At 72.6% G+C, this 22,838-nt stretch carries 15 protein-coding genes, 1 tRNA gene and 4 pseudogenes; 9 read left to right on the top strand and 11 right to left on the bottom strand.

Annotation, left to right across the window (positions count from 1 at the left end; genetic code table 11):
• The coding region (locus BM536_RS41910) for a response regulator (protein ID WP_342748845.1) at window positions 1–2,127 on the top strand (2,127 nt) is incomplete at its 5' end.
• A gap of 10 nt (window positions 2,128–2,137) precedes the next feature.
• Here the strand turns inward: BM536_RS41910 and BM536_RS28600 are convergent.
• Window positions 2,138–2,734, bottom strand: a complete 597-nt coding sequence (locus tag BM536_RS28600; protein WP_073498733.1) for a TetR/AcrR family transcriptional regulator — start codon at window positions 2,732–2,734, stop codon at window positions 2,138–2,140.
• A 130-nt stretch (window positions 2,735–2,864) separates the two neighbouring features.
• Between BM536_RS28600 and BM536_RS28595 the strand changes: the two genes are divergently transcribed.
• A complete protein-coding gene (locus BM536_RS28595; protein WP_073498731.1) occupies window positions 2,865–4,073 on the top strand; it encodes an MFS transporter in 1,209 nt (402 codons plus the stop codon).
• An 84-nt stretch (window positions 4,074–4,157) separates the two neighbouring features.
• Here the strand turns inward: BM536_RS28595 and BM536_RS28590 are convergent.
• The 6 genes and pseudogenes from BM536_RS28590 to BM536_RS28565 form a co-directional block, all read right to left on the bottom strand.
• Window positions 4,158–5,812, bottom strand: a pseudogene (locus BM536_RS28590) (long-chain fatty acid--CoA ligase).
• A 143-nt stretch (window positions 5,813–5,955) separates the two neighbouring features.
• A complete protein-coding gene (locus BM536_RS28585; RefSeq protein WP_073498729.1) occupies window positions 5,956–6,504 on the bottom strand; it encodes a SigE family RNA polymerase sigma factor in 549 nt (182 codons plus the stop codon).
• Window positions 6,505–6,778: 274 nt separating this feature from the next.
• A pseudogene (locus tag BM536_RS28580) lies at window positions 6,779–7,944 on the bottom strand (lipid-transfer protein).
• Window positions 7,941–8,360 carry a MaoC/PaaZ C-terminal domain-containing protein gene (locus tag BM536_RS28575; RefSeq protein WP_073498727.1) on the bottom strand — a complete coding sequence of 140 codons (420 nt, stop codon included), beginning with the start codon at window positions 8,358–8,360 and terminating at the stop codon, window positions 7,941–7,943. The pseudogene BM536_RS28580 and the gene BM536_RS28575 overlap by 4 nt, the downstream one beginning before the upstream one ends.
• A gap of 100 nt (window positions 8,361–8,460) precedes the next feature.
• Window positions 8,461–9,384: a bifunctional MaoC family dehydratase N-terminal/OB-fold nucleic acid binding domain-containing protein gene (locus tag BM536_RS28570; protein ID WP_073498725.1), complete on the bottom strand. Its 924-nt coding sequence runs from the start codon at window positions 9,382–9,384 to the stop codon at window positions 8,461–8,463.
• A 199-nt stretch (window positions 9,385–9,583) separates the two neighbouring features.
• The gene (locus BM536_RS28565) at window positions 9,584–9,838 is read right to left on the bottom strand and encodes a hypothetical protein (protein ID WP_073498723.1); all 255 of its coding nucleotides are present in this window, start codon (window positions 9,836–9,838) and stop codon (window positions 9,584–9,586) included.
• Between the two features lie 326 nt (window positions 9,839–10,164).
• On the opposite strand from BM536_RS28565, the pseudogene BM536_RS28560 reads away from it, so the two are divergent.
• Window positions 10,165–11,081 (top strand): annotated as a pseudogene (locus BM536_RS28560) (bifunctional DNA primase/polymerase).
• Window positions 11,082–11,152: 71 nt separating this feature from the next.
• Here BM536_RS28560 and BM536_RS28555 read toward each other — a convergent pair.
• Together BM536_RS28555 and BM536_RS28550 are read right to left on the bottom strand one after the other, a co-directional pair.
• A tRNA-Ser gene (locus BM536_RS28555) sits at window positions 11,153–11,239 on the bottom strand.
• An 85-nt stretch (window positions 11,240–11,324) separates the two neighbouring features.
• Window positions 11,325–12,780: pseudogene (locus BM536_RS28550) on the bottom strand (S1C family serine protease).
• Window positions 12,781–13,094: 314 nt separating this feature from the next.
• Between BM536_RS28550 and BM536_RS28545 the strand changes: the two are divergent.
• The 3 genes from BM536_RS28545 to BM536_RS28535 all read left to right on the top strand — a co-directional run bounded on the left by BM536_RS28545 (window position 13,095) and on the right by BM536_RS28535 (window position 16,004).
• A complete protein-coding gene (locus BM536_RS28545) occupies window positions 13,095–13,934 on the top strand; it encodes a glycerophosphodiester phosphodiesterase (RefSeq protein WP_073497376.1) in 840 nt (279 codons plus the stop codon).
• Between the two features lie 180 nt (window positions 13,935–14,114).
• Window positions 14,115–14,759 carry an ATP-binding protein gene (locus BM536_RS28540; RefSeq protein WP_094103676.1) on the top strand — a complete coding sequence of 215 codons (645 nt, stop codon included), beginning with the start codon at window positions 14,115–14,117 and terminating at the stop codon, window positions 14,757–14,759.
• A gap of 279 nt (window positions 14,760–15,038) precedes the next feature.
• Window positions 15,039–16,004, top strand: coding sequence for a DUF5926 family protein (locus BM536_RS28535; protein ID WP_094103675.1), 966 nt, complete (start codon window positions 15,039–15,041; stop codon window positions 16,002–16,004).
• A gap of 355 nt (window positions 16,005–16,359) precedes the next feature.
• Here BM536_RS28535 and BM536_RS28530 read toward each other — a convergent pair whose 3' ends face one another.
• Complete coding sequence (locus BM536_RS28530; protein WP_425444689.1) at window positions 16,360–16,710, bottom strand: hypothetical protein; 351 nt, start codon at window positions 16,708–16,710, stop codon at window positions 16,360–16,362.
• 322 nt (window positions 16,711–17,032) lie between these two features.
• A complete protein-coding gene (locus tag BM536_RS28525; RefSeq protein WP_073497381.1) occupies window positions 17,033–17,698 on the bottom strand; it encodes a bifunctional DNA primase/polymerase in 666 nt (221 codons plus the stop codon).
• Window positions 17,699–18,240: 542 nt separating this feature from the next.
• Between BM536_RS28525 and BM536_RS28520 the strand changes: the two genes are divergently transcribed.
• The 3 genes from BM536_RS28520 to pdxR all read left to right on the top strand — a co-directional run bounded on the left by BM536_RS28520 (window position 18,241) and on the right by pdxR (window position 22,783).
• A complete protein-coding gene (locus BM536_RS28520) occupies window positions 18,241–19,749 on the top strand; it encodes a PP2C family protein-serine/threonine phosphatase (RefSeq protein ID WP_211362971.1) in 1,509 nt (502 codons plus the stop codon).
• Between the two features lie 118 nt (window positions 19,750–19,867).
• Entirely contained in the window at window positions 19,868–21,331 is a 1,464-nt protein-coding gene (locus BM536_RS28515) for an aminopeptidase P family protein (RefSeq protein WP_073497382.1), read from the top strand.
• Between the two features lie 78 nt (window positions 21,332–21,409).
• A complete protein-coding gene (gene pdxR / locus BM536_RS28510) occupies window positions 21,410–22,783 on the top strand; it encodes a MocR-like pyridoxine biosynthesis transcription factor PdxR (protein WP_094103673.1) in 1,374 nt (457 codons plus the stop codon).
• Window positions 22,784–22,838: the final 55 nt, after the last annotated feature.

Below are 22,838 nucleotides of genomic sequence, written 5' to 3'. Positions count from 1 at the left end.
GCGGAGGGTGCCGAACAGCCGACGGGGCGCCGCCGACGCGCCCTGGCCGCCGCGAACGAGCGCGCCGCCGCGCAGGAGGCCGGGCCCCGTACGGTGTTCGCCCTGCCGCCCGCGGAGGCGGACCGGTCGTCGGAGGGGACTGTCGGGGCGGAGGGGAGTGCGCGGGCGCAGGAAACCGGGCAGCAGGCGCCGGTGCCGGTCGCTCCCGGTCCGCTTCCGGGTCCCATCCCTGCGCCTACTGCTACTCCTACTGCTGCTCCTACGCCTGCCCCTGTCCCCGGTGCCGTGCCCGTTCCCGTGCCCGTTCCCGGGCAGGTTCAGGTACCGGCTCAGGCCGCGTCCGACGACTCGCTGATCGACCACGGTCGGCACGACGCCGCCGCGCACGGCCAGGCCGACGACCACACCCCTCCGCAGCCGCACCCCACCACAGCGCCCACGGGCCGCCGGCGGCGGGCCGTCGGCCAGCCGGAGCCGGCGACGGCGACGGACGCACGGCCCCAGACTCAGGCGGGCAGCGTTCCGGCTGCCGCCGTTCCGGCGCAGGCGCAGGCGCCGCAGGTTCCCGCGCCCGTCCAGATCCCCGCGGAACTGCCGCTGCCGGCTCAGCCGCTGCCCGGTCAGCCGAGTCCGGCCGCCGCCCCGGCGGCTCCAGTCACGCCGTCGGCTCCAGTCACCCCGGCGGCCCCCATCGCCCCGGCGGCCCCAGTCGCCCCGGTCGTGCCCGGACAGGCAGGTGCCCCCGCGCCGGTCCCGCCCGTCGGGCCGCTCCCCGCCGAAGCGGCGGCCCCGGCGACGCCGACTCCCGGTTCGGGCACCCCGTTGCCGCCCGAGGCGCCCACGGGGCAGCCGCGGGTGGCTCAGCCCCTGCCCGCCGAGGCGGCGACGAACCCGCCCTTCGACCCCAACTCCACCCAGGGCCGCGCGATCAGCGTGCGGACGCTGGGCCAGGGCGTCCCCTTCACCAGGCAGGCCGCCCAGGTTCAGCAGGCGCAGCAGGTCCAGCAGACGCAGCAGGCGCAGCAGGTCCAGCCGATCCCGCAGCCCACGACGACCACCCACTCCACTTCCGCCACCCCCGCCCCGCACCACCCGAACGGCTCCGGGCGCGCCGCAAGCTGGGTACGCCGCGACCCGGCGGCGGGACAGGAGCAGGCGGCCCGTCCGCATCCGACGGCCGAGCAGGCCGCCGTACCCACGGGCCAGCCGCTTCCCGGCCAGTCCATGGCCGGGCAGTCCATGGCCGGGCAGTCGCGGTCGGCGCCCGGGACCGAGGGGGCCGGGCGGTCGTACGCCATAGGGGCCCCGGACAAGAACGCCGCCGAGGGGCCCGAGCCGCTGGACGGTCCGGGCGGGGCCGTCGAGGTGGCCGACCCGCCGCGGCCGCAGCCGATGGACGACGAGCTGCCGCCGGAGCCGCTGGACAACCCGCGCCGGCTGCTGGTGTGGCCGGCTCCGGACGTCAGTACGCAGCAGGCGCTCAGCGACCGCGGCTACCGGCCGGTGATCGTGCACTCGCGCGAGGAGGTCGACGCGCAGATCGCCGCCTTCCCGGCCGCGCTGTTCGTCGACCCGCTGACCGGGCCGATCACCCGGACCGCGTTGCAGTCGCTGCGCCAGGCGGCGGTGGCCGCGGAGGTGCCGGTGCTGGTGACGGCCGGGCTCGGACAGGCGACGCGCGAGGCGGCGTACGGCGCCGATCCCGCCGTACTGCTGAAGGCGCTGGCGCCCCGGGACAGTGAGCAGCATCCGCCGCGGGTGCTGCTGATCGAGGAGCACGCGGAGATCGCGCTGGCGCTGACCGCGACGCTGGAGCGGCGGGGGATGCAGGTCGCGCGGGCGGCCAGCGACGCGGACGCGGTCACGCTGGCCGGGCAGTTGCGGCCGAACCTGGTCGTGATGGACCTGATGCAGGTCCACCGGGGTCAGGCCGGGATCGTCGACTGGTTGCGGGCCAACCAGCAGCTCAACCGCACGCCGCTGGTCGTCTACACGGCCGCCGTCGACCAGGCCGACCTGCCGCGGCTGGCCTCCGGGGAGACCGTCCTGTTCCTCGCGGAGCGCTCCACCAGCGCGGAGGTCCAGGTGCGGATCGTCGACCTGCTGGCGCGCATCGGCACCAACTGAGAGGCGCGGTTCAGGGACGTGCGACCAGCCTGCGGGCCGCTTCCTTCACGGAGGCGCGCAGGCGGTCGCGGGCGGAGTCGTCCGCACCGACCAGGATGCGGCTCATCTGGGGGACGACGGTGGCCCAGTTGGCGAGCGCGACGAGGAGGAACAGCAGGTCGCGGGCGGGGATCGTGTCGTCGATGACCCCGCGGTCCTGGCCGTCCTGGACGGCGGCGACCTTGCGGGCGTAGTGCTCCTGCCGTTCGGGCTCGTCGGGGAGTTCGGCGGTGCCGTACTCGATGCCCTCCCAGTAGAGGAGCCGCAGGAGTTCGGGGTGGGCGGCGTGGTAGTCCATCAGCCGGTCCATCCAGCCCTCGACGTCGTCGGGGTCGACGGGGACGGCGGCGGCGAGGTCGACCATGCAGCGGCCGAGGACCTGGGTGAACAGCTCCGCCTTGTTGCCGAAGTAGGCGTAGATGAGCTGCTTGTTGGCCCTGGCCTCGGCGGCGATGCGGTCGATGCGGGCGCCCGCGATGCCGTACCGGGCGAATTCGGCGACCGCCGCTTCGAAGATCCGCGCCTTGGTGGCCTCGGGGTCGCGGGTGGTGGTCCTGGTCGTTGCCATGGGGACATCGTAGCGCCGGGGGTAACCAACTAGTTGGTTGACAGGGAATGGGACGACGGCCGAGACTGTTCCCCTCCTGTTCCAACCAACCGGTTAGTTGTTCGAGTCGGCTCGAAGGAGCGCCTCCGCCATGCCGTCCGCAGTCACCGCCAGGCAGCAGCACACCGAGCCCCTCGGGCGGGCCCGGCTCGCCGACCGTCTGTTCCTCCCTCTCATCGCCCTCTGCACCGCGGTCACCGCCGCCAACATCTACGTGGCCGCCCCGCTGCTCCCCCTCATCGCCCGCGACTTCGGCACCGCGCCCTCGGCCGTCGCCTGGGTCGCCTCGGTCGCCCAGTTCGGTTACGCCACCGGTCTGCTCTTCTTCGCCCCGCTCGGCGACCGCGTGAACCGCCGCCCGCTCGTCGCGGGCCTCTCGCTGGTCACCACGGCGGCCCTCGTGGCCGGTGCCGCGGCCTCCGGCACCACCGTCCTCGCGGCCACCGTGTTCGTCGCCTCGGCCGCCACCGTCGTACCGCAGCTCCTCGTCCCGCTGGTCGCCGAACGCGCCCCCGCCCACCACCGCGCCCGGCACGTCGCCGCCGTCATCGCCGGACTCTTCACGGGTATCGTCGCTGCCCGCGTCCTCGGCGGACTCGCCGGACAGGCCTTCGGCTGGCGCGCGGTGTTCGTCGGCGCGGCCGTCCTGACCACGGTCCTCGGCCTCCTCACCGCCGCCGCCCTGCCCTCCGAACACCGCCGCCCCCGCGAGGGCGGCCTCTTCTCCGGGCTCCGCGCGATGCCCGGCCTGGTGCGGCGCTCGCCCGACCTGTGGCGGGCCTGCGTGCGACAGGCCGGCATGTACGGCGCCTGGAGCGCGTTGTGGACCTCGCTGGCGCTGCTCCTGACGGACGACTCGTACGGCCTCTCCACCGCGACCGCCGGCCTGTTCGGCCTGTTCGGGCTCGCGGCCAGCGTCGTCGCCCCGCTGGCCGGCGGCCTGGTCGACCGCTTCGGCGCGGCGAGGGTGGTCCGCCACGCGTACCTGCTGGCCGCCGTGTCCGTGCCGCTGTTCTGGCTGGGCGGTCAGGTGATGGTCGCGCTGTTCGTCGCCGCGATCGTGATCCACACGGCTCTGGTCGCCTCCCACGTCGCCAACCAGACCCTCGCCCTGACCACCACCGACGCCCCCGCCACCGCCAACAGCGCCTACGTCGTGGCGGGCTTCGCCGGCGGAGCCACCGCCTCAGCCCTGGCAGGCCTCGCCTACGCCCACTTCGGGTGGACCGGCGTGGTCACGATCGCGGGGGTGTGGCTGGTGGTGGGGTGGGGGAGTACGGGGGTCCGGCGGGGCAGGTAGGCCCCCTGTGAACAGCCGTCCGCGCAGGGGCCGCGAGGTGCCCTGCCGGGCGGACGGGGTGCCCTGCCGGGCGGACGGGGTGCGTCAGAGCCGGGTGACGTCCAGGTCGCCCGCCGCGTACTGCTTGCGCAGCACCTTCTTGTCGAACTTGCCCACGCTGGTCTTCGGGACCGCCTCGATGATCGTCCAGCGCTCCGGGAGCTGCCACTTCGCGACGCCGCCCTCCTCGGCGAGGAAGGCGCGCAGGGACACGAAGTCGGCGGTGGCGCCCTCCTTGAGGACGACCGTGGCCAGCGGGCGCTCGCCCCACTTCTCGTCCGGGACGGCGACGACGGCCGCCTCGGCGACGGCCGGGTGGGCCATCAGCGCGTTCTCCAGGTCCACCGACGAGATCCACTCCCCGCCGGACTTGATGACGTCCTTGGCGCGGTCGGTGAGAGTGAGGAAACCGTCGGGGGAGATGGTGCCGACGTCGCCCGTCTTCAGCCAGCCGTCCTCGCTGAACTTGTCGGCCGGACGCAGGGGTTCGGCTCCGTGCCCGTTGTAGTAGGCGCCGGCGATCCAGGGACCGCGGACCTCCAGCTCACCCGCGGACTCCCCGTCCCAGGGGAGACGCTCGCCGCCGGGTCCGGTGAGGCGCGCCTCGACGCCGGCCGGGAAGCGGCCCTGGGTCAGGCGGTATCCCCACTCCGCGTCCGTACCGACCGCGGAGGCCGGCGGACGGGCGATGGTGCCCAGCGGGGAGGTCTCCGTCATGCCCCAGGCGTGGCAGACCCGCATGCCGAGCCGGTCGAAGGCCTCCATGAGGGAGGGCGGGCAGGCCGCGCCGCCGATGGTGACCTGGGTGAGGGCGGAGACGTCCCGCGGCTTGGCGGTCAGCTCGGCCAGCAGGCCCTGCCAGATGGTGGGCACCGCCGCCGCGTGGGTCGGCTTCTCGCTCTCGATCATCTCGGCGAGGGGCGCGGGCTGCAGGAAGCGGTCCGCATCAGCATGTTGACGCCGGTCATGAAGGTGGCGTGCGGCAGGCCCCAGGCGTTGACATGGAACTGGGGCACGACGACCAGTGTGGTGTCGTGGTCGGTCAGACCCATCGACTGGGCCATGTTGACCTGCATGGAGTGCAGGTAGATCGAGCGGTGGCTGTAGACCACGCCCTTGGGGTCGCCGGTCGTGCCGGAGGTGTAACACATGGCGGCGGCCTGGCGTTCGTCCAGCTCGGGCCAGTCGTAGACGGTCGGCTTGCCGGCGATCAGGTCCTCGTACTCGTGGACCTGGGCGCTCACGCCCGCGAGCAGCGAGCGGTCGCCGGGGCCGGTCACGACCACGTGCTCGACCGTCTTGAGGTGCGGGAGCAGCGGGGCCAGCAGCGGCAGCAGCGAGCCGTTGGCGATGACGACCCGGTCGGCGGCGTGGTTCACGATCCACGCGAGCTGTTCGGCGGGCAGCCGCAGGTTGAGGGTGTGGAGCACCGCGCCCATGGAGGGGATGGCGAAGTAGGCCTCGACATGCTCGGCGTTGTTCCAGGCCAGGGTCGCGACTCTCTCGTCGCCGGTGACCCCGAGGTCCTCGCGCAGAGCGTGCGCCAGCTGGGCCGCTCGGGCGCCGATCTCGGCGTAGGTGCGGCGCTGCGGATCGCCCTCACCGGTCCACGTGGTCACCTGCGACGAGCCGTGGATCGTCGATCCGTGCGTCAGGATCCTCGAGATCAGCAGCGGTACGTCCTGCATGGTGCTCAGCACGGCGTCCTCCCAGGTGCGGCGTCATTGCCTACGCGGTGGTAACGGTTGCGCTGATTCTGCGCACATACCATTCGGTATGTCACTAGGGAGCGATGATCGATCAGGTCACGTTAAAGCGCACGCCGAACCGCCACTTCGGCTCGCTATCGAACAACGCCCAGCTCAGGGTCGTCCCGGAGCTTGCCGAGCGCCCGGGACACCGCCGACTTCACCGTGCCCACCGAGACGCCGAGCACCTCCGCCGTCTGCGCCTCACTGAGATCCTCGTAGTACCTGAGGACGACCATCGCCCGCTGCCGGGCGGGCAGCTTCATGATCGCCCGCCACATCGCGTCGTGCAGCGCCTGCCTCTCGGCCGGGTCGTCGTCGCCGGGCTGCGGCTCCGGCTCCGGCAGCTCCTCGCAGGCGAACTCGTCGACCTTGCGCTTGCGCCACTGCGAGGTGCGCGTGTTCAGCAGGGCCCGGCGGACATAGCCGTCGAGCGCCCGGTGGTCCTCGATCCGCTCCCACGCCACATAGGTCTTGGCGAGCGCGGTCTGCAGCAGGTCCTCGGCGTCGCTCGGGTTCGCGGTCAGCGAGCGTGCGGTCCGCAGCAGCACCGGCTGGCGGGCACTGACGTACGACGTGAAGGACGGGTACGAAGAAGGCCGCGTCTTGCCGTTCGAAGCGCGGGTGCAGACGGGTGTGGTCATGGCTCCACGCTAGGTTCGGACCCGCCTCCGGCGGATCGGCCGCAGGTGCCGAAGGCGAGTCCGCCTCAGGTTGTAGGGGTGGTGCCGGCTCCACCTCCTGAAGGTGGACGAGACCACGCCGACCACTGCGGGATCACCCCTGGGGGTCCGGACGCCGGCGGTACCGGGAGGCCGGTCCCGACACGGTGGTCCCGGGACACCCGTCCCGACGCCGGCGGTACCAGGACGCCGGTCCCGACACGGTGGTCCCGGTTCCGGCACCCGGGCCCGGTGTTCAGCCGTCGGCCCCCAGCACCAGCCCCGAGGTCGGCACGCCCGTCCCCGCCGTGACCAGGGCGTGGGCGCGCCGGGGAGCTGGTTCACGGACGTGCCGCGCAGTTGCCGTACGGCCTCCGCGATGCCGTTCATGCCGTGCAGGTAGGCCTCGCCGAGCTGGCCGCCGTGCGTGTTGAGCGGGAGGCGGTCCTCGGCGACGAACGCGGCGGCCTCGCCCGGCGGGCAGAACCCGAACTCCTCCAGCTGCATGAGCACGAACGGCGTGAAGTGGTCGTACAGGATCCCCACGTCGATGTCGGCGGGGGCGAGCCCCGACGTCCGCCACAGCTGGCGGGCGACCACCGCCACCTCCGGCAGGCCCGTCAGGTCGTCGCGGTAGAAGCTGGTCATCTGCTCCTGGGCCCGCCCGGCCCCCTGGGCGGCCGCGGCGATCACGGCCGGCGGACGCGGCAGATCACGGGCCCGCTCCACCGAGGTCACCACCAGTGCCTGACCGCCGTCGGTCTCCTGACAGCAGTCCAGCAGCCGCAGCGGCTCGGCGATCCAGCGGGACGCCGCGTGGTCGTCGAGGGTGATCGGCCGGCCGTGGAAGTACGCCGCCGGATTGGCCGCCGCGTGCCTGCGCGCCGTGACGGCCACCTGCCCGAACGCCTCCGGGGTCAGCCCGTGCGCGTGCAGGTACCGTTGCGCCGCCATCGCGACCCAGGACGCCGGGGTGAGCAGCCCGAACGGCAGCGTCCAGCCGAGCGCCGCCCCCTCCGCCGACGGTTCCCGCTGCCGGACCCCCGAGCCGAAGCGCCGGCCCGACCGCTCGTTGAAGGCGCGGTAGCAGACGACGACCTCGGCCACCCCGGCCGCGATCGCCAGCGCCGCCTGCTGCACGGTCGCGCAGGCCGCCCCGCCGCCGTAGTGGACGCGGGAGAAGAAGGACAGCTCCCCCATGCCGCAGGCCTGCGCCACCGTGATCTCCGGGCTGGTGTCCATCGTGAACGTCACCAGTCCGTCCACGTCCGCCGGCCGCAGCCCCGCGTCGTCCAGCGCCGCCCGCACCGCCTCCACCGCCAGCCGCAGCTCGCTGCGCCCCGAGTCCTTGGAGAACTCCGTCGCCCCGATCCCGGCGATGGCCGCCCGCCCGCCGAGACCGTCCCGCGTCCGCACGCTCACCGCGCCTCCTCCCCGGTCCCGGGGACGGGCACAAGGACGGGGACCGTGACGGTGACGGTGCCGGTGACATGCCGCCCGATGCCGTTCTCCCCCGTCACCCGCACCACCGCCGTGTCCCCGTCGACCTCCTCGACCGTCCCCCTCAACACCATCGTGTCGCCGGGACGGTTGGGCACCCCGAGCCGGATGGCGACCCGGCGCAGCACCGCCGTGGGACCGAAGTGGTCGGTGATGAAGCGGCCGACCAGGCCGTTGGTGGTGAGGATGTTCATGAAGATGTCGGGGGAGCCCTTGGCCCTGGCCGCCTCGGGATCGTGGTGCACGTCCTGGTAGTCGCGGGAGGCGACCGCCCCCGCGACGATCAGCGTCCGCGTGATCGCCACCTCCAGGGGAGCAAGCTCGTCCCCGGCCCTCACGAGAGCCTCCCGCCCTTCACGCGGCCGTCCCGTCGCACCCGCGGCCGTCCCGGCGCCACACGCGGCCACCCCGACGCCACACGCGGCCACCCCGACGCCTTCACGCGGCCGTCCCCTGGAAGACCGGCAGTACCAGCTCCTCGTCGTACCGCCGGAATTCGAGCCGCACCGACATCCCGATCCGCACCTTGTCGTACGGCACCCCGACCACGTCGCTCACGATCCGCACCCCCTCGGCGAGTTCGATCAGGCCGACCGCGAAGGGAGGGGAGAAGGCGGGGAAGGGCGGGTGGTGCATGACGACGTACGAGTAGACGGTCCCGTCACCGCATGCCTGGACGGTGTCCCACTCCTGCGCCCCGCAGCTCGCGCACCCCGGCAGCCAGGGGAAACGGAGGGTGCCGCAGGCGGTGCAGCGCTGGATGAGGAGCCGGTGGCGGCGCACTCCCTCCCAGAAACCGGCGTTGTCCCTGTTGATCACCGGGCGCGGGCGGCGCTCCTGTCGTCCGGAGGGGCCGGGTTCCCGGCGCGCCGGGGCGTACTTGAGGATGCGGAAGCGGTGGACGCCCGCCGGCTCCCCGGCCACACGCACCACCGTGCGGGTCGTCACGAAGTGGCCGGTACCGAGCTTCGTCGTCTTGCGGTCGGAGACCGACTCGATCACGGTGTCGAAGGTGATCTCGTCGCCGGGGCGCAGGGGACGGACGTACTCCTGCTCGCAGTCCGTGGCGACGACGGCCGTGCAGCCCGCCTCGTCGAGGAGGGCGAGCAACTCCTCGTAGGCGGGCGCGCGTCCGGCGTGACCGCCGAGACCGCCCATGGTCCAGGCCTGGAGCATGGTGGGCGGGGCAATGGCGTCCGGTCCGGTGTACGCCGGGTTGGTGTCACCGATCGCCTCGCACCAGTGGCGGATCATGGGCGCGTTGACCGGATCACGGCCGGCTCCGGCGGTCGCGGCGGGCCGGCCCTCGTAGGCCTTGAGACGCGCCTCCAGCGCGTCCCGCGCTTCTTCCGTGCCGCTCATCCCTCACCACCACTTCCCCCTGACCGAAGTGTTTTTGACTGTCCGTCAGGTGGTTGGCGATGTCAAGGTCACCGGCTTCCCCGCAGGCACGAACGCCTGCGCGGCGTACCGAAGCACCGCCGCGCAGCCGCCTTACCACCCCACAGAGCACACCCAGCGCGGAAGGAGGGCACCGGCGCGGGAACGCCGGCCCCTCCGATCACCACCACGGCGACGTGAAGGTGACCCCCACGTTGCTGATTCCCTGGTTGACGGCGGTGAACGCGGAGCCGTCGACCTGCGCGGTGTTGGTCTGGTTCGAGGCGCCCGAGCCGACGGCGTTCTGCTGTGTGGTGGACGAGTTGCCGTTGCTGTCGTGCCCGACGCCGCTGCCGACGACGCCGGCGACACCCGCGTTCGATCCGTCGTCCGCGATGGCGCCGCTGCCCGCCGCCGCGACGCCGGTGAACAGCAAGAAGTGCGGCTCTCACCAGGGAAGTTGGCCGACCGCCCCGCTCCTGTGACGACGTCGCGAGATCAGAGTCGCCCATCGAATCCGCGTCGAACCAACCTGGAAGCCCTGATTAGCACGCAAGCGAGATGACAAGTCGAGAAACCCCTAGCATCACTTTTCCTACCCGAGTCATCTCAATCCTTGGCAAGTCGGGCACTCATCCCTCAAGCCCCACAAGAGGCGAAGCGTTCCGGCGCCTCCCCCACCGCCCCCGCCGCCCCCGCCTCTTCGGCGCGTCACCCTCTCGCCCTCTTCCCTTTTTCGAACACACATACGAAAATGGATCCATGGCCACCACTGACCGGAACCCCCGGCAGGCCACCGCGCTGGCCCTCGCCCACGCCCTGTCGGCCGCCGAACGCGGCCTGGCCGTCATCCCCCTGTCCCGGACCAAGCTCCCGGCCCTGCGCTCCCCCCACCGCGACGACCCGACGGCCCCGCCCTGCCACGGCGACTGCGGCCGACCCGGCCACGGCGTGTACGACGCCAGCACCGACCCCGCGCGCATCCGCGAACTCTTCGCCGCCGCCCCCTGGTCCACCGGCTACGGCATCGCCTGCGGACTCCCCCCGCACCACCTCATCGGCGTCGACCTGGACACCAAGTCCGGCACCGACTCCGCCACCGCCCTGCGCGAACTCGCCCTGCGCCACCTCTTCACCATCCCGCCCACGGTCGTCGTCCTCACCCCCTCCGGCGGCCGTCACCTCTGGCTCACCGGCCCACCGCACGTCGTCGTCCCCAACTCGGCCGGCGTCTCGCCCCCGGCATCGACATCCGCGGCGCCGGCGGCTACCTCGTCGGCCCCGGCTCGCGCACCGACCACGGCGTGTACGCCACCGCCCCCGGCACCGCCCACCTGGTCCCCGCCCCCTGCCCCCGAGCCCTCCTGCGCCTGCTCCTCCCCCCCCGCTCCACGTCCCCGACAGCGGGCGGCGCCCACGGCCGCGGCCTCGTCCAGTTCGTCCTCGCCGCCCACCAGGGCCAACGCAACACCCGCCTGTACTGGGCCGCCTGCCGGGCCTACGAGGACGGCATCGGCGACGCCCTCTCCGACGCCCTGGTCGACGCGGCCGTCCACACCGGCCTGACCCCCCGGGAAGCCCGCTCCACCCTGGCCTCGGCAGCCCGCATGACCCACCCGCAACGCTCCCCGCACCCGGGCCTCCCCCACCCGCACCCCGACCCGGACAAGCCACTGTGACGGGGGAACAGGGAAGGGGTGCCACCTGGGAGGGTGGCACCCCTTTCTGCACTGCGACTTCATGATCTACGCGGTGGGTGTGGGATTTGAACCCACGGTGACATCGCTGCCACGACGGTTTTCAAGACCGTTCCCTTAGGCCGCTCGGGCAACCCACCCCGCGCCACCCGATGACGGGCGGCGCGGGGACAAGAGTAACGGGTGGCCGCGCGCGTGTGGTGCCGTCATGGGGGTGGGAGGGGGTCAGCTGTCGCCCTTGCGCGAGCCGAGGGTGAGGTCGACCGTGTGGGTCTTGCCGTCGCGCTCGTAGGTGATGGTGACCTTGTCGCCCGGCTTGTGGGTCCAGATCTCGCCGATGAGGGTCGGGCCGCTGTCGATCACCGTGTCGTCGAGCTTGGTGATGACGTCACCGGGCTTGAGGCCGGCCTTGGCCGCGGGGCCACCCGCCTCGACCGCGGCGGCGCCGCCCGCACCCTGATCGGTGATCTTGGCGCCGTCGGTGGACTCCTCCAGGGAGACGGAGGCGCCGATCTTGGCGTACACCGGCTCCCCGTCCTTGATCAGTTCCTGGGCGACGTACTTGGCCTGGTTGATCGGGATGGCGAAGCCGAGGCCGATCGAGCCGGACTGGGCCGTGCCGCCCAGGCCACCGCTGCCGGTGGACTGGATCGCGGAGTTGATGCCGATCACGTTGCCCTGGGCGTCGAGCAGCGGGCCGCCGGAGTTGCCCGGGTTGATCGAGGCGTCCGTCTGCAGGGCGCTCATGTACGAGGCGCTGCTGCCGGTGCCGTCGGAGGAGGCGACGGGGCGGTTCTTCGCGCTGATGATGCCGGTCGTGACCGTGTTGGACAGGCCGAAGGGCGCGCCGATGGCGATCGTCGAGTCGCCGACGGCGACCTTGTCGGAGTCGCCGAGGGTGAGCGGCTTGAGGTCGGACGGGGCGTTCTTCAGCTTGATGACCGCGACGTCGTAGCCCTGGGCGTGGCCGACGACCTCGGCGTCGTACTTCTTGCCGCTCGGGAAGGTGGCGGTCACCTTGCCGCCGTCGACGGCGTCGGCGACGACGTGGTTGTTGGTGACGATGTGGCCCTGGGTGTCGAAGACGAAGCCGGTGCCGGTGCCGCCCTCGCCGTCGCTGGACTCGGCCTGGATGGTGACGGTCGAGGGCAGTGCCTTGGCGGCGACGCCGGCGACGGTGCCCGGGTCGCGCTTGACGGAGCCGCCGCTGTCGGAGGCGGAGACGGTGGTCGAGCCGGTGTCGTCGTTCTTGGCGAGCGTGTAGCCGAGGCCGCCGCCGAGGCCACCCGCGACGAGCGCGGCGACCAGGACGGCGGCGGCGAGGCCGCCCCGCCCGCCGGCGGGCCTTGCGGCGGGGCGGGCTGCCTGGTAGGCGGCGCCCCACGCGGCGGTGTCGGATTCCGGTGCCGCCGGGGTTCCCCGGGGGGCGCCGCGTGCGCGCCGGAAGCCGTGGTCGGCGTAGGAGGGGGTGGGCGGCTGCGGCGGGGATGTGCCGCTAATGCAGGAAAATGCCCCATATAAAGAATGGTCAAGGACCCACAGGCAGCGGGGTGGTGGGTGCCCCGGTGCCGGGGGCGGCCTGCTGGGGGGAGGCCGCGGGAGATTCCACCGGCACGGGGGGTGCGGACGGGGCCGGGGGAACCGGGGTGCCCTCGTTGGTGCCCTCGTTCTCGGTGCTCACAGCTCTTCTCCTCGGTCCACGGCTGTCCTGCTCGGTCGCACTCGGTCACGCTCGTTCACGCTTGTCGCCGACCCTGCGCGCTGAAGCTGTGCTTCTGCTTTTGTTTGGTGTCAGCTTTTCCCACGGGCCGTCAGAGCACCATAAGCGCTGCCTGTGGGTCCTTGACCATTCTTTATATGGGGCATTTTCCTGCATTAGCGGCACATCCCCGAAACATCTCAGACGGTTCTCAGAGGGTTCTCAGACAGCCGTCCGCCGACACCTCCGATTCGGCCCGCCGGACGCGTACCCCGCGCCGGTGACACCATGACGCGGTGAACCACGCACGGCAGCAGCAACGCATCCAGGTCGTCGCCCACCGCGGGGCCTCCGAGGATGCCCCCGAGCACACCCTGGCCGCGTACCGCAAGGCGATCGAGGACGGCGCGGACGCCCTCGAATGCGACGTGAGGCTGACCGCGGACGGCCATCTCGTCTGCGTCCACGACCGCCGCGTCAACCGTACGTCCAACGGCCGCGGCGCGGTCTCCCAGCTGGAGCTGGCCGACCTGGCGGCCCTCGACTTCGGCTCCTGGAAGACACGGGCGGCACGAGAGGCATGGAACACGCGCGACGAGGAGCCCGACTGGGAGGTGCGGCCCGAGGACCGCGAGGCGACCTCCGTCCTCACCCTGGAGCGACTGCTGGAGCTGGTCGCCGACTCGGGGCGCCGGGTCGAGCTGGCCATCGAGACCAAGCATCCGACGCGCTGGGCCGGGCAGGTCGAGGAGCGGCTGCTGGTGCTGCTGAAGCGGTTCGGCCTGGACTCACCCGTCACCGGCGAGGCTTCCACGGTGCGGGTGATGAGCTTCTCGGCGCGCTCGCTGCATCGCGTGCGTGCCGCTTCGCCGACGCTGCCGACGGTCTACCTGATGCAGTTCGTCTCACCCCGGCTGCGCGACGGACGTCTGCCGGCCGGCGTCCGCATCGCCGGGCCCTCCATGCGGATCGTGCGCGGTCACCCCACCTACGTCGAGCGTCTCAAGCGGGCGGGCCACCAGGTGCACGTGTGGACGGTGAACGAACCGGAGGACGTCGACCTCTGTGTGCGCCTGGGCGTGGACGCCATCATCACCAACCGCCCGCGCGCGGTGCTGGACCGCCTGGGCCGCTGAAAGTCTTCTTCCGTAGGAAGAGACAGAAAGCCGCAGAAGCCCCACTGGTCCCATCCGCACCTCTTGACCCCGAGCATCAGCTGAACCATCCTCGCTTCTCAGCCATACCGAAGAAATCCAGCCACACACGGCCTTCCGTTCACCGGGAGTGCTCCGGCGCATTCGTTCCGTGTTCGATCGATGCGAGTGCGTCGCGGGACAGGGATTGGCCGGTTTCCGGTACAGGCCAATGGGGCATTCACACCGTGGCGTGGGGCGAAGGAGGTCTCGGGGGTGGCGTTGGTGGTGGCACAAGAGGTGCCCACGTCGTCAAGCATGGCCGTACCCCATGGCCCTGCGGGCGTGGGTGAGGCGCGACGCCGTATGCGCGATCAACTGCGTACGGGCGGAGTCTCGGACACGGTCATCGACGATGCCGTTCTGATCCTTTCCGAACTTTTGAGCAACGCGTGCAAGCACGGCCGTCCGCTGGGCGATGCCCTGGCCGGGGACGGGGATGTGCGGGCCGCGTGGCGGGTGGACTCCGGCGGCCGGTTGGTCGTCGAGGTGACCGACGGCGGCGGGCCGACCCGGCCGGCCCCGGCGACCCCCTCCGTCACGGCGCACGGCGGACGCGGGCTCAACATCATCACGGCACTGGCCGACGACTGGGGCGTCCGGGACGACGTCCGCGGTGAGGTCACGGTGTGGGTCGTCGTCCACGCGGACGTGTACGACCCCGACGCGGGCTGCCGGCGCGACGACTTCGCCTCCCGGGTCGGAGCGCCGTCGGTGGCGTCGATTCCGGGCCTGGACTTCGCGGACGCGTTCGACGACTTCGACTAGGCGAGGCCGGACGACCGGCGCCGGCACCGCTGCCCGCGGGACCGACGGGCACCGACAGGCACCGACACGACGGGCACCGACAGGCACCGACACGACAGGCACCAACAGGCACCGACAGAACCCGGGGGAAACCCGATCGGAACCGGCCGGGCTCTCCGCTCCTCGGGCCTCGGCGCACTGTCCACAGGCCCGGCCGTCGTCCACAGGTTCCCGTGGCTCTCCGTGCGAACGGCTAGGCTCCCGCCAGTACCAGACGAGCCGTACCCGGGAGACACCCAGATGGCCAAGAAGCGACCTCAGACGAAGGCCCAGCGGCCGCAGCTCACCGAGGGGGAGATCCCGGTCGTCGGCGCGCGGGAGCCCTGCCCCTGTGGCAGTGGCCGCCGCTACAAGGCCTGTCACGGCCGGGCCGCCGCCCATGCCGTGACCGAGCTGGTGCAGCGTCCCTTCGAGGGCCTGCCGGGCGAGGGCGACTGGGTGGCGCTGCGCGAGCTGGTCCCGGCGGCCACGGTCGAACTGCCCCTGAAGGACGGCCTGCCCGAGGGCGTCCCGTCGGTGACGCTCGCCACGGTCCTGCCGATGGCCTGGCCGGCGTTGCGCCGCGACGACGGTTCGGTCCTCCTGGGGCTGCAGAACGACACCCCCTCCGGCGACATCAGCCGCGACCTCGCCGATACCCTCCTGCGGGCGCTGGCGGCGGAGCCGGGCACGCCCGTGCAGGCCCGGCGCGCGCCGGCCGACGGTCCGCGGATGCAGGATCTGCTCGACCCGCAGGGCACGTTCGAGCCAGTTGTGCACAGCGGTTTCGAGTTCTGGGTCCCGGACCCGGAGAACGCGACGCCGGAGGTGGCCGCCTCCCTGGAGCGGGCCAACGCCGCGGCGATCCCGACCGTGAAGCTGACCGGTGCGGACGCCGCCTACTGGTGCGAGACCCCGGAGAAGAACCACCTTCGCTGGGTCATGCCGTACCCGGAGGAGCGGCTTCTGGACGCGCTCGCGCGGCTGCACGCGGCGGGTCGGTCGAGCCTGGGCGAGGGCACGCGACTGGTGGGTTCCTTCCGGGCGCACGGCCTGACCGTGCCCGTGTGGGACCTGCCGAGCGGGGTCTCCGCGGAGGACGTGGAGAAGCCGGCCGCCGAGTTCGCCGACCGGCTCGCCGGCGCGCTGGCCTCGGACGCGCCGCTCACGGCCGACGAGCGTCGCGCGCGCGGCGGTCTGACCAACCGACAGGTGACGCTCAGCTGACGCACGGTCCGGTTCGGCCGTGCGCTGCCCGCCGGGCAGCGCACGGCACCGGGCGGGACGACGTGACTCCGCTCACAACTCCCGTCCCTACAAGGTGAGTCGGCGCCATAAGCGCCGATCTGCCGGTGTCCGGAAAGCCGATGAAAACAGGAGATCGAATTTGCTTGGAGCCGATCTCTTGTTACCGTTCCAATAGCCCGGTTGCTGGTGCATCCCCCGTCGCCAGCAACCGGGTCTTTCCATGCCCGGCTCCGCACCGGGCCCGCGTCGGCCCTGTACCGGCCTGCACCGGCCCTGCACCCCAGCCTCGCACCATGGCTTCGCCCTCCGCCCGTGCACGCACCGGCCCCGGACGTCAACCGCCGCTGTCCGCCGAGGAGTTGCTGCCGGAACGCAACAGCAGCGGCCCGTCACCGGCCGTCCGCGCGAACTCCGCGACCGCCGTGTACCCGGTGGGCCCGCCCCGGCCCCGCTCACGGGGTGTCTCACAGGTACCCGGCTCGTCGTCGGCGCCCACCACGCACCGCATCTGCACCGTGCGCCCGCCGGGCCCCATGAAGCTGAGGACGGCCTCCAGGGCGCTGCCGGTGGCGTTGCGGTAGTAGGTGCGCGCCCAGGTGTCCTCGGCCTGCGTGAGCACGCAGGTCTGCGCCTCGACGCCGTCGGGGGAGGTGACCTCGGGACCGCAGCGGGCGGCTGTGGCCACGCCGAGGCCCAGCAACAGGGGCGTACGGGAGGGTTCGACGGGGGGTCCTTGGCGTCCTCGCCGTGACCGGCCGACGGCCGGCCCGCACGGCCCGCCGCGGTGCCGGGTGCCACGTCCCGCCGCTCGGTGGAGCCGCGCTCCTCGGCCACCGGACCCGCGGACGCCATGGCCAGGGGCAGGGCGATCACGCACACCACCGCGCCCCCGAGGCCGAGGAGACGGAGCCATCGGGGGCCTGGGGGCGGTCCCCCAGAATGTCGCTGCATGGTGCGGAAGATAACGAGCCGAGGCGGGCGTCCGGTCCGGTCGGGGCCCGACACCCTTACAACTCGGGCGCGCTCACACCCGTACGAGTGAGGGCGTCGACGACCGCGTCGACCACGGCCTCCACGTCGGGCACCCAGGGCGAGGCCGAGCCGGGGAGCGGCGCGCGCTCCCAGCGGATCTCCCCCTGGCCGGTCTCGGAGGGAGGCAGGGCGAGGTAGCCGCCCTCGCCGTGGAACCGCAGTGAGCCCGGGACGAAGTCCTTGGCGTACAGCAGCTCGCCCAACTGCTCCATGGAGTACGGCCGGACGAGGATCGACCAGCGGGTGGCCGAGGCGACGACCGGGCCGAGGCGGATGCCCTGCCGGTCGAGCGCGACGAGCGCGCGGGAGGCCGCGAGGGCGGGCAGGCTGACCGCGCAGGGTGCCTTTCCGCCGGTGGCCAGGACGATCGGTGAGGCCGGGCGGTTGGTCCACCACCAGCGGATCATGCGCGCGTCGGTCGTGGCCGTCAGCAGGCCTGGGTCGAAGGGATGGGCGCCGGGCACCGAGCATTCCGGGTCGGGGCAGCCGCACCGGGACATCCCCTGCGGGTTCGCCGTCACGCCCGGGAGTACGGGCCACTGCCATTCCGTCGCGAAGGTCAGGGCCGCGTCGATCAATTCAGGCCCTCCGCCGCTGCGCCGGGACAGGAGCCTGCGTCGCCTTCCGAGGATCTCGCGCATGAGCGCTCGTTCCTTTCCGTTGCACCGCTGGCAACACCGTGGTCCGTTGCACCGCTGGCAACACCGTGGGTCACATCACACCATGTGTCGATCACTTCACTGTGCGTACCTGTTGGCGCATCACACCCCTGTCCGAGACAAGGGAAACCCCTGAGGGTCGAGCATCGGCTGCGCTTACGCGGCCACTCCGTCCAATACTGCGCCCATCAGGAGCATGGGCCTGGCGAGGGGTGGCGAAGTCTGGCGTTTTGCCGTCCGCGCATTTCTCTCCGCCTCCGCGACGGGAGGATGGGGCACGGTCGTCGGTGACTATGACGCCGGGGCGGGTCACCAGGTTCCGGTGGTTCCCAACGACCCCTGGTCCTTACCGAGTACGTACCCATCACGACCGCTGTGACGCTCCGTGGAGCAGGCCCAGTCGACCGCAAACACCCGTTACCCGAGGCAGTTTTAAGCCAACTTTGCATTTACGCAAGGGAGCCGGACAAAGCGTGACCGACAACCCTTCCGATCCCACGGACACCAGCAATCCCAGCAGGACAATGCTGGACATCCCCTCACGAGTGCGTGTACATGTGGAGACACCGCTGGCGGCGCAGAATGACATGGGGGTTTGCGATGCTTCTGAGCAATACGCACCGGTCCGAGAGCCGGACGCCATGAACGCCCCTCACCCCTCGAAAGTGGCTGGAATCGATTCGACGGTTCCCTCGCCCGCACACACTGTCGCGCCCGCGCCCGCCACCCCGGCCGCCCCACCGGTTCCCACCGGCGCGGGAGCGCTCCTCCAGGACCGCCTGGCCGGCTGGGTCTCCGACCTCACGACGCTCCACGAACTCACCGAACGCCTGGCCCGCACGGCCACGCTGCCCGACGCGCTCCAGGAACTGCTGGGCGCCGGATCCGCCCTGGTGGGCGCCCGACGCGGGCTCGTCGTGGTGGAACCCGCCGACGGCCTCGGCCCCGACACCACCATCGGCCTCGGCCTCGGCCGCGCCGACCTCGGCCACCTCGAGACCGTGCCGCGCAGCTCCATGCCGTACGGCCGCATCCTCGACGGTCTGCCCGGCGGCGACGGCGAGATCGCCCAGCCCGATCTGCTCGCCGAGGACGGCCTCGACCCCCGGCACCGCGCGGTGGCCGCCCGCCTCGGCTACGCCGCCAGCTACGCCCTGCCCCTGGCCGCCGACGAGGGCGCGGACCGCCTGGGCGCGGCCGTCTGGCTCTACGACGAGCCCGCCGAGCCGGTCGAACGCCAGCGCCACCTGGTCGGCCTGTACGTCCGCTACGCCGCCGAGCACCTCGCGCGCCTCCTCGAACTCGAGCGCACACGCGCGTGCATGACGACGATGACCGAGGAACTGCTGCCCTCACGGCTGCCGAGGGTGGCCGGCGTCCAGCTCGCCGCCCGGCACCGCACCGGCCCGCGCGGCGGTGGCGACTGGTACGACGCGCTGCCGCTGCCCGACGCGGCCCTGGGCCTGGCCGTCGGCTCCGTCACGGGCTCCGGGCCGAGCGCGGTCGCCGCGATGGGCCGGCTGCGCGCCTCCCTGCGGGCGTACGCCGTGATGGAGGGCGAGGACCCGGTCGCCGTCCTGTCCGACCTGGAGCTGCTGCTGCGGCTGACCGAGCCCGCTCGTTCGGCCACCGCTCTGTTCGCCTACTGCGAACCAGCGCTGCGCAAGATCACCCTGGCCGGTGCCGGACACTGCCCGCCGCTGGTGGTCGGCGAGCGGCGCACGGAGTTCGTCGAGACGTCCGTGTCCGCGCCGCTGGGCATGCTCGCCTGCTGGGAGGCGCCGAGCGTGGAGCTGGAGGCGGAGGCGGGCGAGACGGTGCTGCTCTACACGGACGGGCTGCTGCACCGTACCGGCGACCCCGTCGACCGCGCCTTCGCCCGGCTGCACGCGGCCGCGGCCGGAGCCCCCCGGTCGATCCGCCACGACCCGGGGGCGGTCGCCGACCACGTGTTGCGCACGGTGCTGCCCGAAGGACTGGACGAGGCCGACAGCGCGGAGGACGTCGTGCTGCTCGCGGCGCGCTTCGAATGAGATCGCCGACCGGGGCGCCCGGCGCGTTCCGTTCCCGGGACGGTAAGAGGCACTTCGCCCCTGGGCCCCCTTCTGTACGACCGTACGATGGAGGGGGCCCAGTGCCGTATCGAGGAGGATGACCGTGGCGGAAGAGCTCCCGGAGACCCCGGGGACCGCTGAAGAAGAGCCGATCAAAGAGCGCAAGAACGGCCTGTACCCGGGCGTGTCCGACGAGCTGGCCGAGAACATGAAGTCCGGCTGGGCCGACACGGAACTGCGTGACCTGGAGCCGATCGCCCAGGCCGCCGAGACCGCCGCCCGCCGCGCCGCGCTCTCCGCGCGCTTCCCGGGCGAGCGCCTGGTGATCCCCGCGGGCAACCTGAAGACCCGCTCGAACGACACGGAGTACGCCTTCCGCGCCTCCGTCGAGTACGCCTACCTCACCGGCAACCAGACCGAGGACGGCGTCCTGGTCCTGGAGCCCAGGGGCGAGGGTCACGTCGCCACGATCTACCTCCTGCCGCGCTCCGACCGCGAGAACGGTGAGTTCTGGCTCTCCGGCCAGGGCGAGCTGTGGGTCGGCCGCCGGCACTCCCTCACCGAGGCCGAGAAGCTGTACGGCATCCCCGCCGCCGACGTCCGCGAACTGGCCGACCGGCTGCGCGAGGCAAGGGGCCCGGTGCGGGTCGTCCGCGGCCGCGACGCCGGCATCGAGGCCGCGCTGACCGACAAGGTCACCGCCGAGCGCGACGAGGAACTGCGTGTCTTCCTCTCCGAGGCGCGCCTGGTCAAGGACGAGTTCGAGATCGGCGAGCTGCAGAAGGCCGTCGACTCGACGGTCCGCGGCTTCGAGGACGTCGTGAAGGTCCTCGACAGGGCCGAGGCCACGAGCGAGCGCTACATCGAGGGCACGTTCTTCCTCCGCGCGCGCGTCGAGGGCAACGACGTCGGCTACGGCACCATCGCCGCCGCCGGCCCGCACGCCTGCACGCTGCACTGGGTGCGCAACGACGGGCCCGTGCGCTCGGGTGACCTGCTCCTGCTGGACGCGGGCGTCGAGACGCACACGTACTACACGGCCGACGTCACTCGCACGCTGCCGGTGAACGGCCGCTTCAGCGAGATCCAGAAGAAGATCTACGACGCCGTGTACGACGCCCAGGAGGCCGGTATCGCGGCCGTGCAGCCGGGCGGCAAGTACCGCGACTTCCACGACGCCGCGCAGCGGGTGCTGGCCGAGCGGCTCGTCGAGTGGGGCCTGGTCGAGGGACCCGTGGAGCGGGTGCTGGAGCTGGGTCTCCAGCGCCGGTGGACGCTGCACGGCACCGGCCACATGCTCGGCATGGACGTCCACGACTGCGCCGCCGCGCGCGTGGAGTCGTACGTCGACGGGACGCTGGAGCCCGGCATGGTGCTGACGGTCGAGCCGGGGCTGTACTTCCAGGCCGACGATCTGACCGTGCCGCAGGAGTACCGCGGGATCGGCGTCCGGATCGAGGACGACATCCTGGTCACGCGGGACGGGAACCGTAACCTGTCCGACGGACTGCCGCGGCGGTCCGCCGAGGTCGAGGCGTGGATGGCTTCGCTCAAGGGCTGATACGGAGTCGATGGCCGGGTACCGGTGAGGTGCCCGGCCATCGCTGTGTCCGCTTCACGTACCTAGGGGGAGGGCTTCGTGGACGACTTCTGGTCCGGGGTCGGTGTCGACCTGCATCTGGAGACCGACCGCAACGAGGGGCGGCGGGCCGGACTGGAGCGGGCGCTGCGGGACGCCGTGCGGGGCGGGCGGCTCGCCCCCGGCACCCGGCTGCCGGCCACCCGGCGGCTCGCGACCGAGGTCGGCATCTCACGCAACACCGTCAAGGCCGCGTACGACCAGCTGGTCGCCGAGGGCTATCTGACCGCCCGCCAGGGCTCGGGCACCCGGGTCGCCGCGCTGCCCTCCGCCGCCACCGAACCGCCGGCCGTTGCCGCGCGCGCGCGGGAGCCCCGCTTCGACCTGCGGCCCGGCAGTCCCGACGTCGGTGCCTTCCCGGCGGCGGCCTGGCTGCGGGCGCTGCGCCGGGCGATCGCCACGGCACCCTCACTGGCGTACGACTACGGCGATCCGCGCGGGCGCACAGAGCTGCGGACGGCGCTGTCGGGGTACCTGGGGCGGGCGCGCGGGGTGATCGCGCCGCCGGAGCGGATCGTGATCACCTCGGGCTATGTGCAGGGGCTGGCGCTGCTCACGCGCGCGCTGGAGGGCGCGCCGGTGGGCATGGAGGACCCGGGACTGCCCTTCCACCGGGAGGTCGTGCGGCGCAACGGCGGGCGCGTGGTGCCGGTGCCGGTCGACGACCGAGGGGTGCGACCGCGGGAGCTGGGCGATCTCGCGGCGGTGGTCGTCACGCCCGCGCACCAGTACCCGACCGGCGTGACCCTGCACCCGGAGCGGCGGCGGGCGCTCACGGACTGGGCACGCGCGCGTGGCGCACTGATCGTCGAGGACGACTACGACGGCGAGTTCCGTTACGACCGGCAGCCGGTCGGCGCGCTCCAGGGAATGGCACCGGGGCACGTGGCCTACCTCGGCACCGCCTCCAAGACACTCGGGCCCGCGCTGCGGCTGGGCTGGATGGTGCTGCCCCCGCACCTCGTCGACGCCGTCGCCGACGCCAAGCTGCACAGTGACCACCACACCGAGACCATCGGCCAGCTGGCCCTCGCCGAACTGATCGACGGTCACGCCTACGACCGTCATGTGCGCGCGTGCCGACTGCGTTACCGGCGTCGCAGGGACCTGCTCCTCGACCGGCTGGGGACGCGCAGGGGCGTGCGCGGGATCGCGGCCGGGCTGCACGCGCTGGTCGAGGTCCGCGACGAGGCGGACGTACTGGAACGGGCGGCGGCCGAGGGACTCGCGGTCGGTCGCCTCGGTGAGCACTGGCATGCGCGCGAGGGCGCCCAGGGACGGCCGCAGGGCCCGGTGGTGGGGTACGGGACGCCGAGGGAGCGGGCGTATCCGGAGGCGCTGGAAGTGCTGGTGAAGGTGTTGGAGGGGGCCTGATCAGGCTAATTGGGCCAACGGGATGACGTCCGATTGGTGCTACTGACGGGCCCAC

It is taken from the genome of Streptomyces phaeoluteigriseus (assembly GCF_001896135.2).
GTDB lineage: Bacteria > Actinomycetota > Actinomycetes > Streptomycetales > Streptomycetaceae > Streptomyces > Streptomyces phaeoluteigriseus.
The sequence above is the reverse complement of the archived record's forward strand: the minus strand, read 5'-3'. Positions and strand labels throughout refer to the sequence as shown.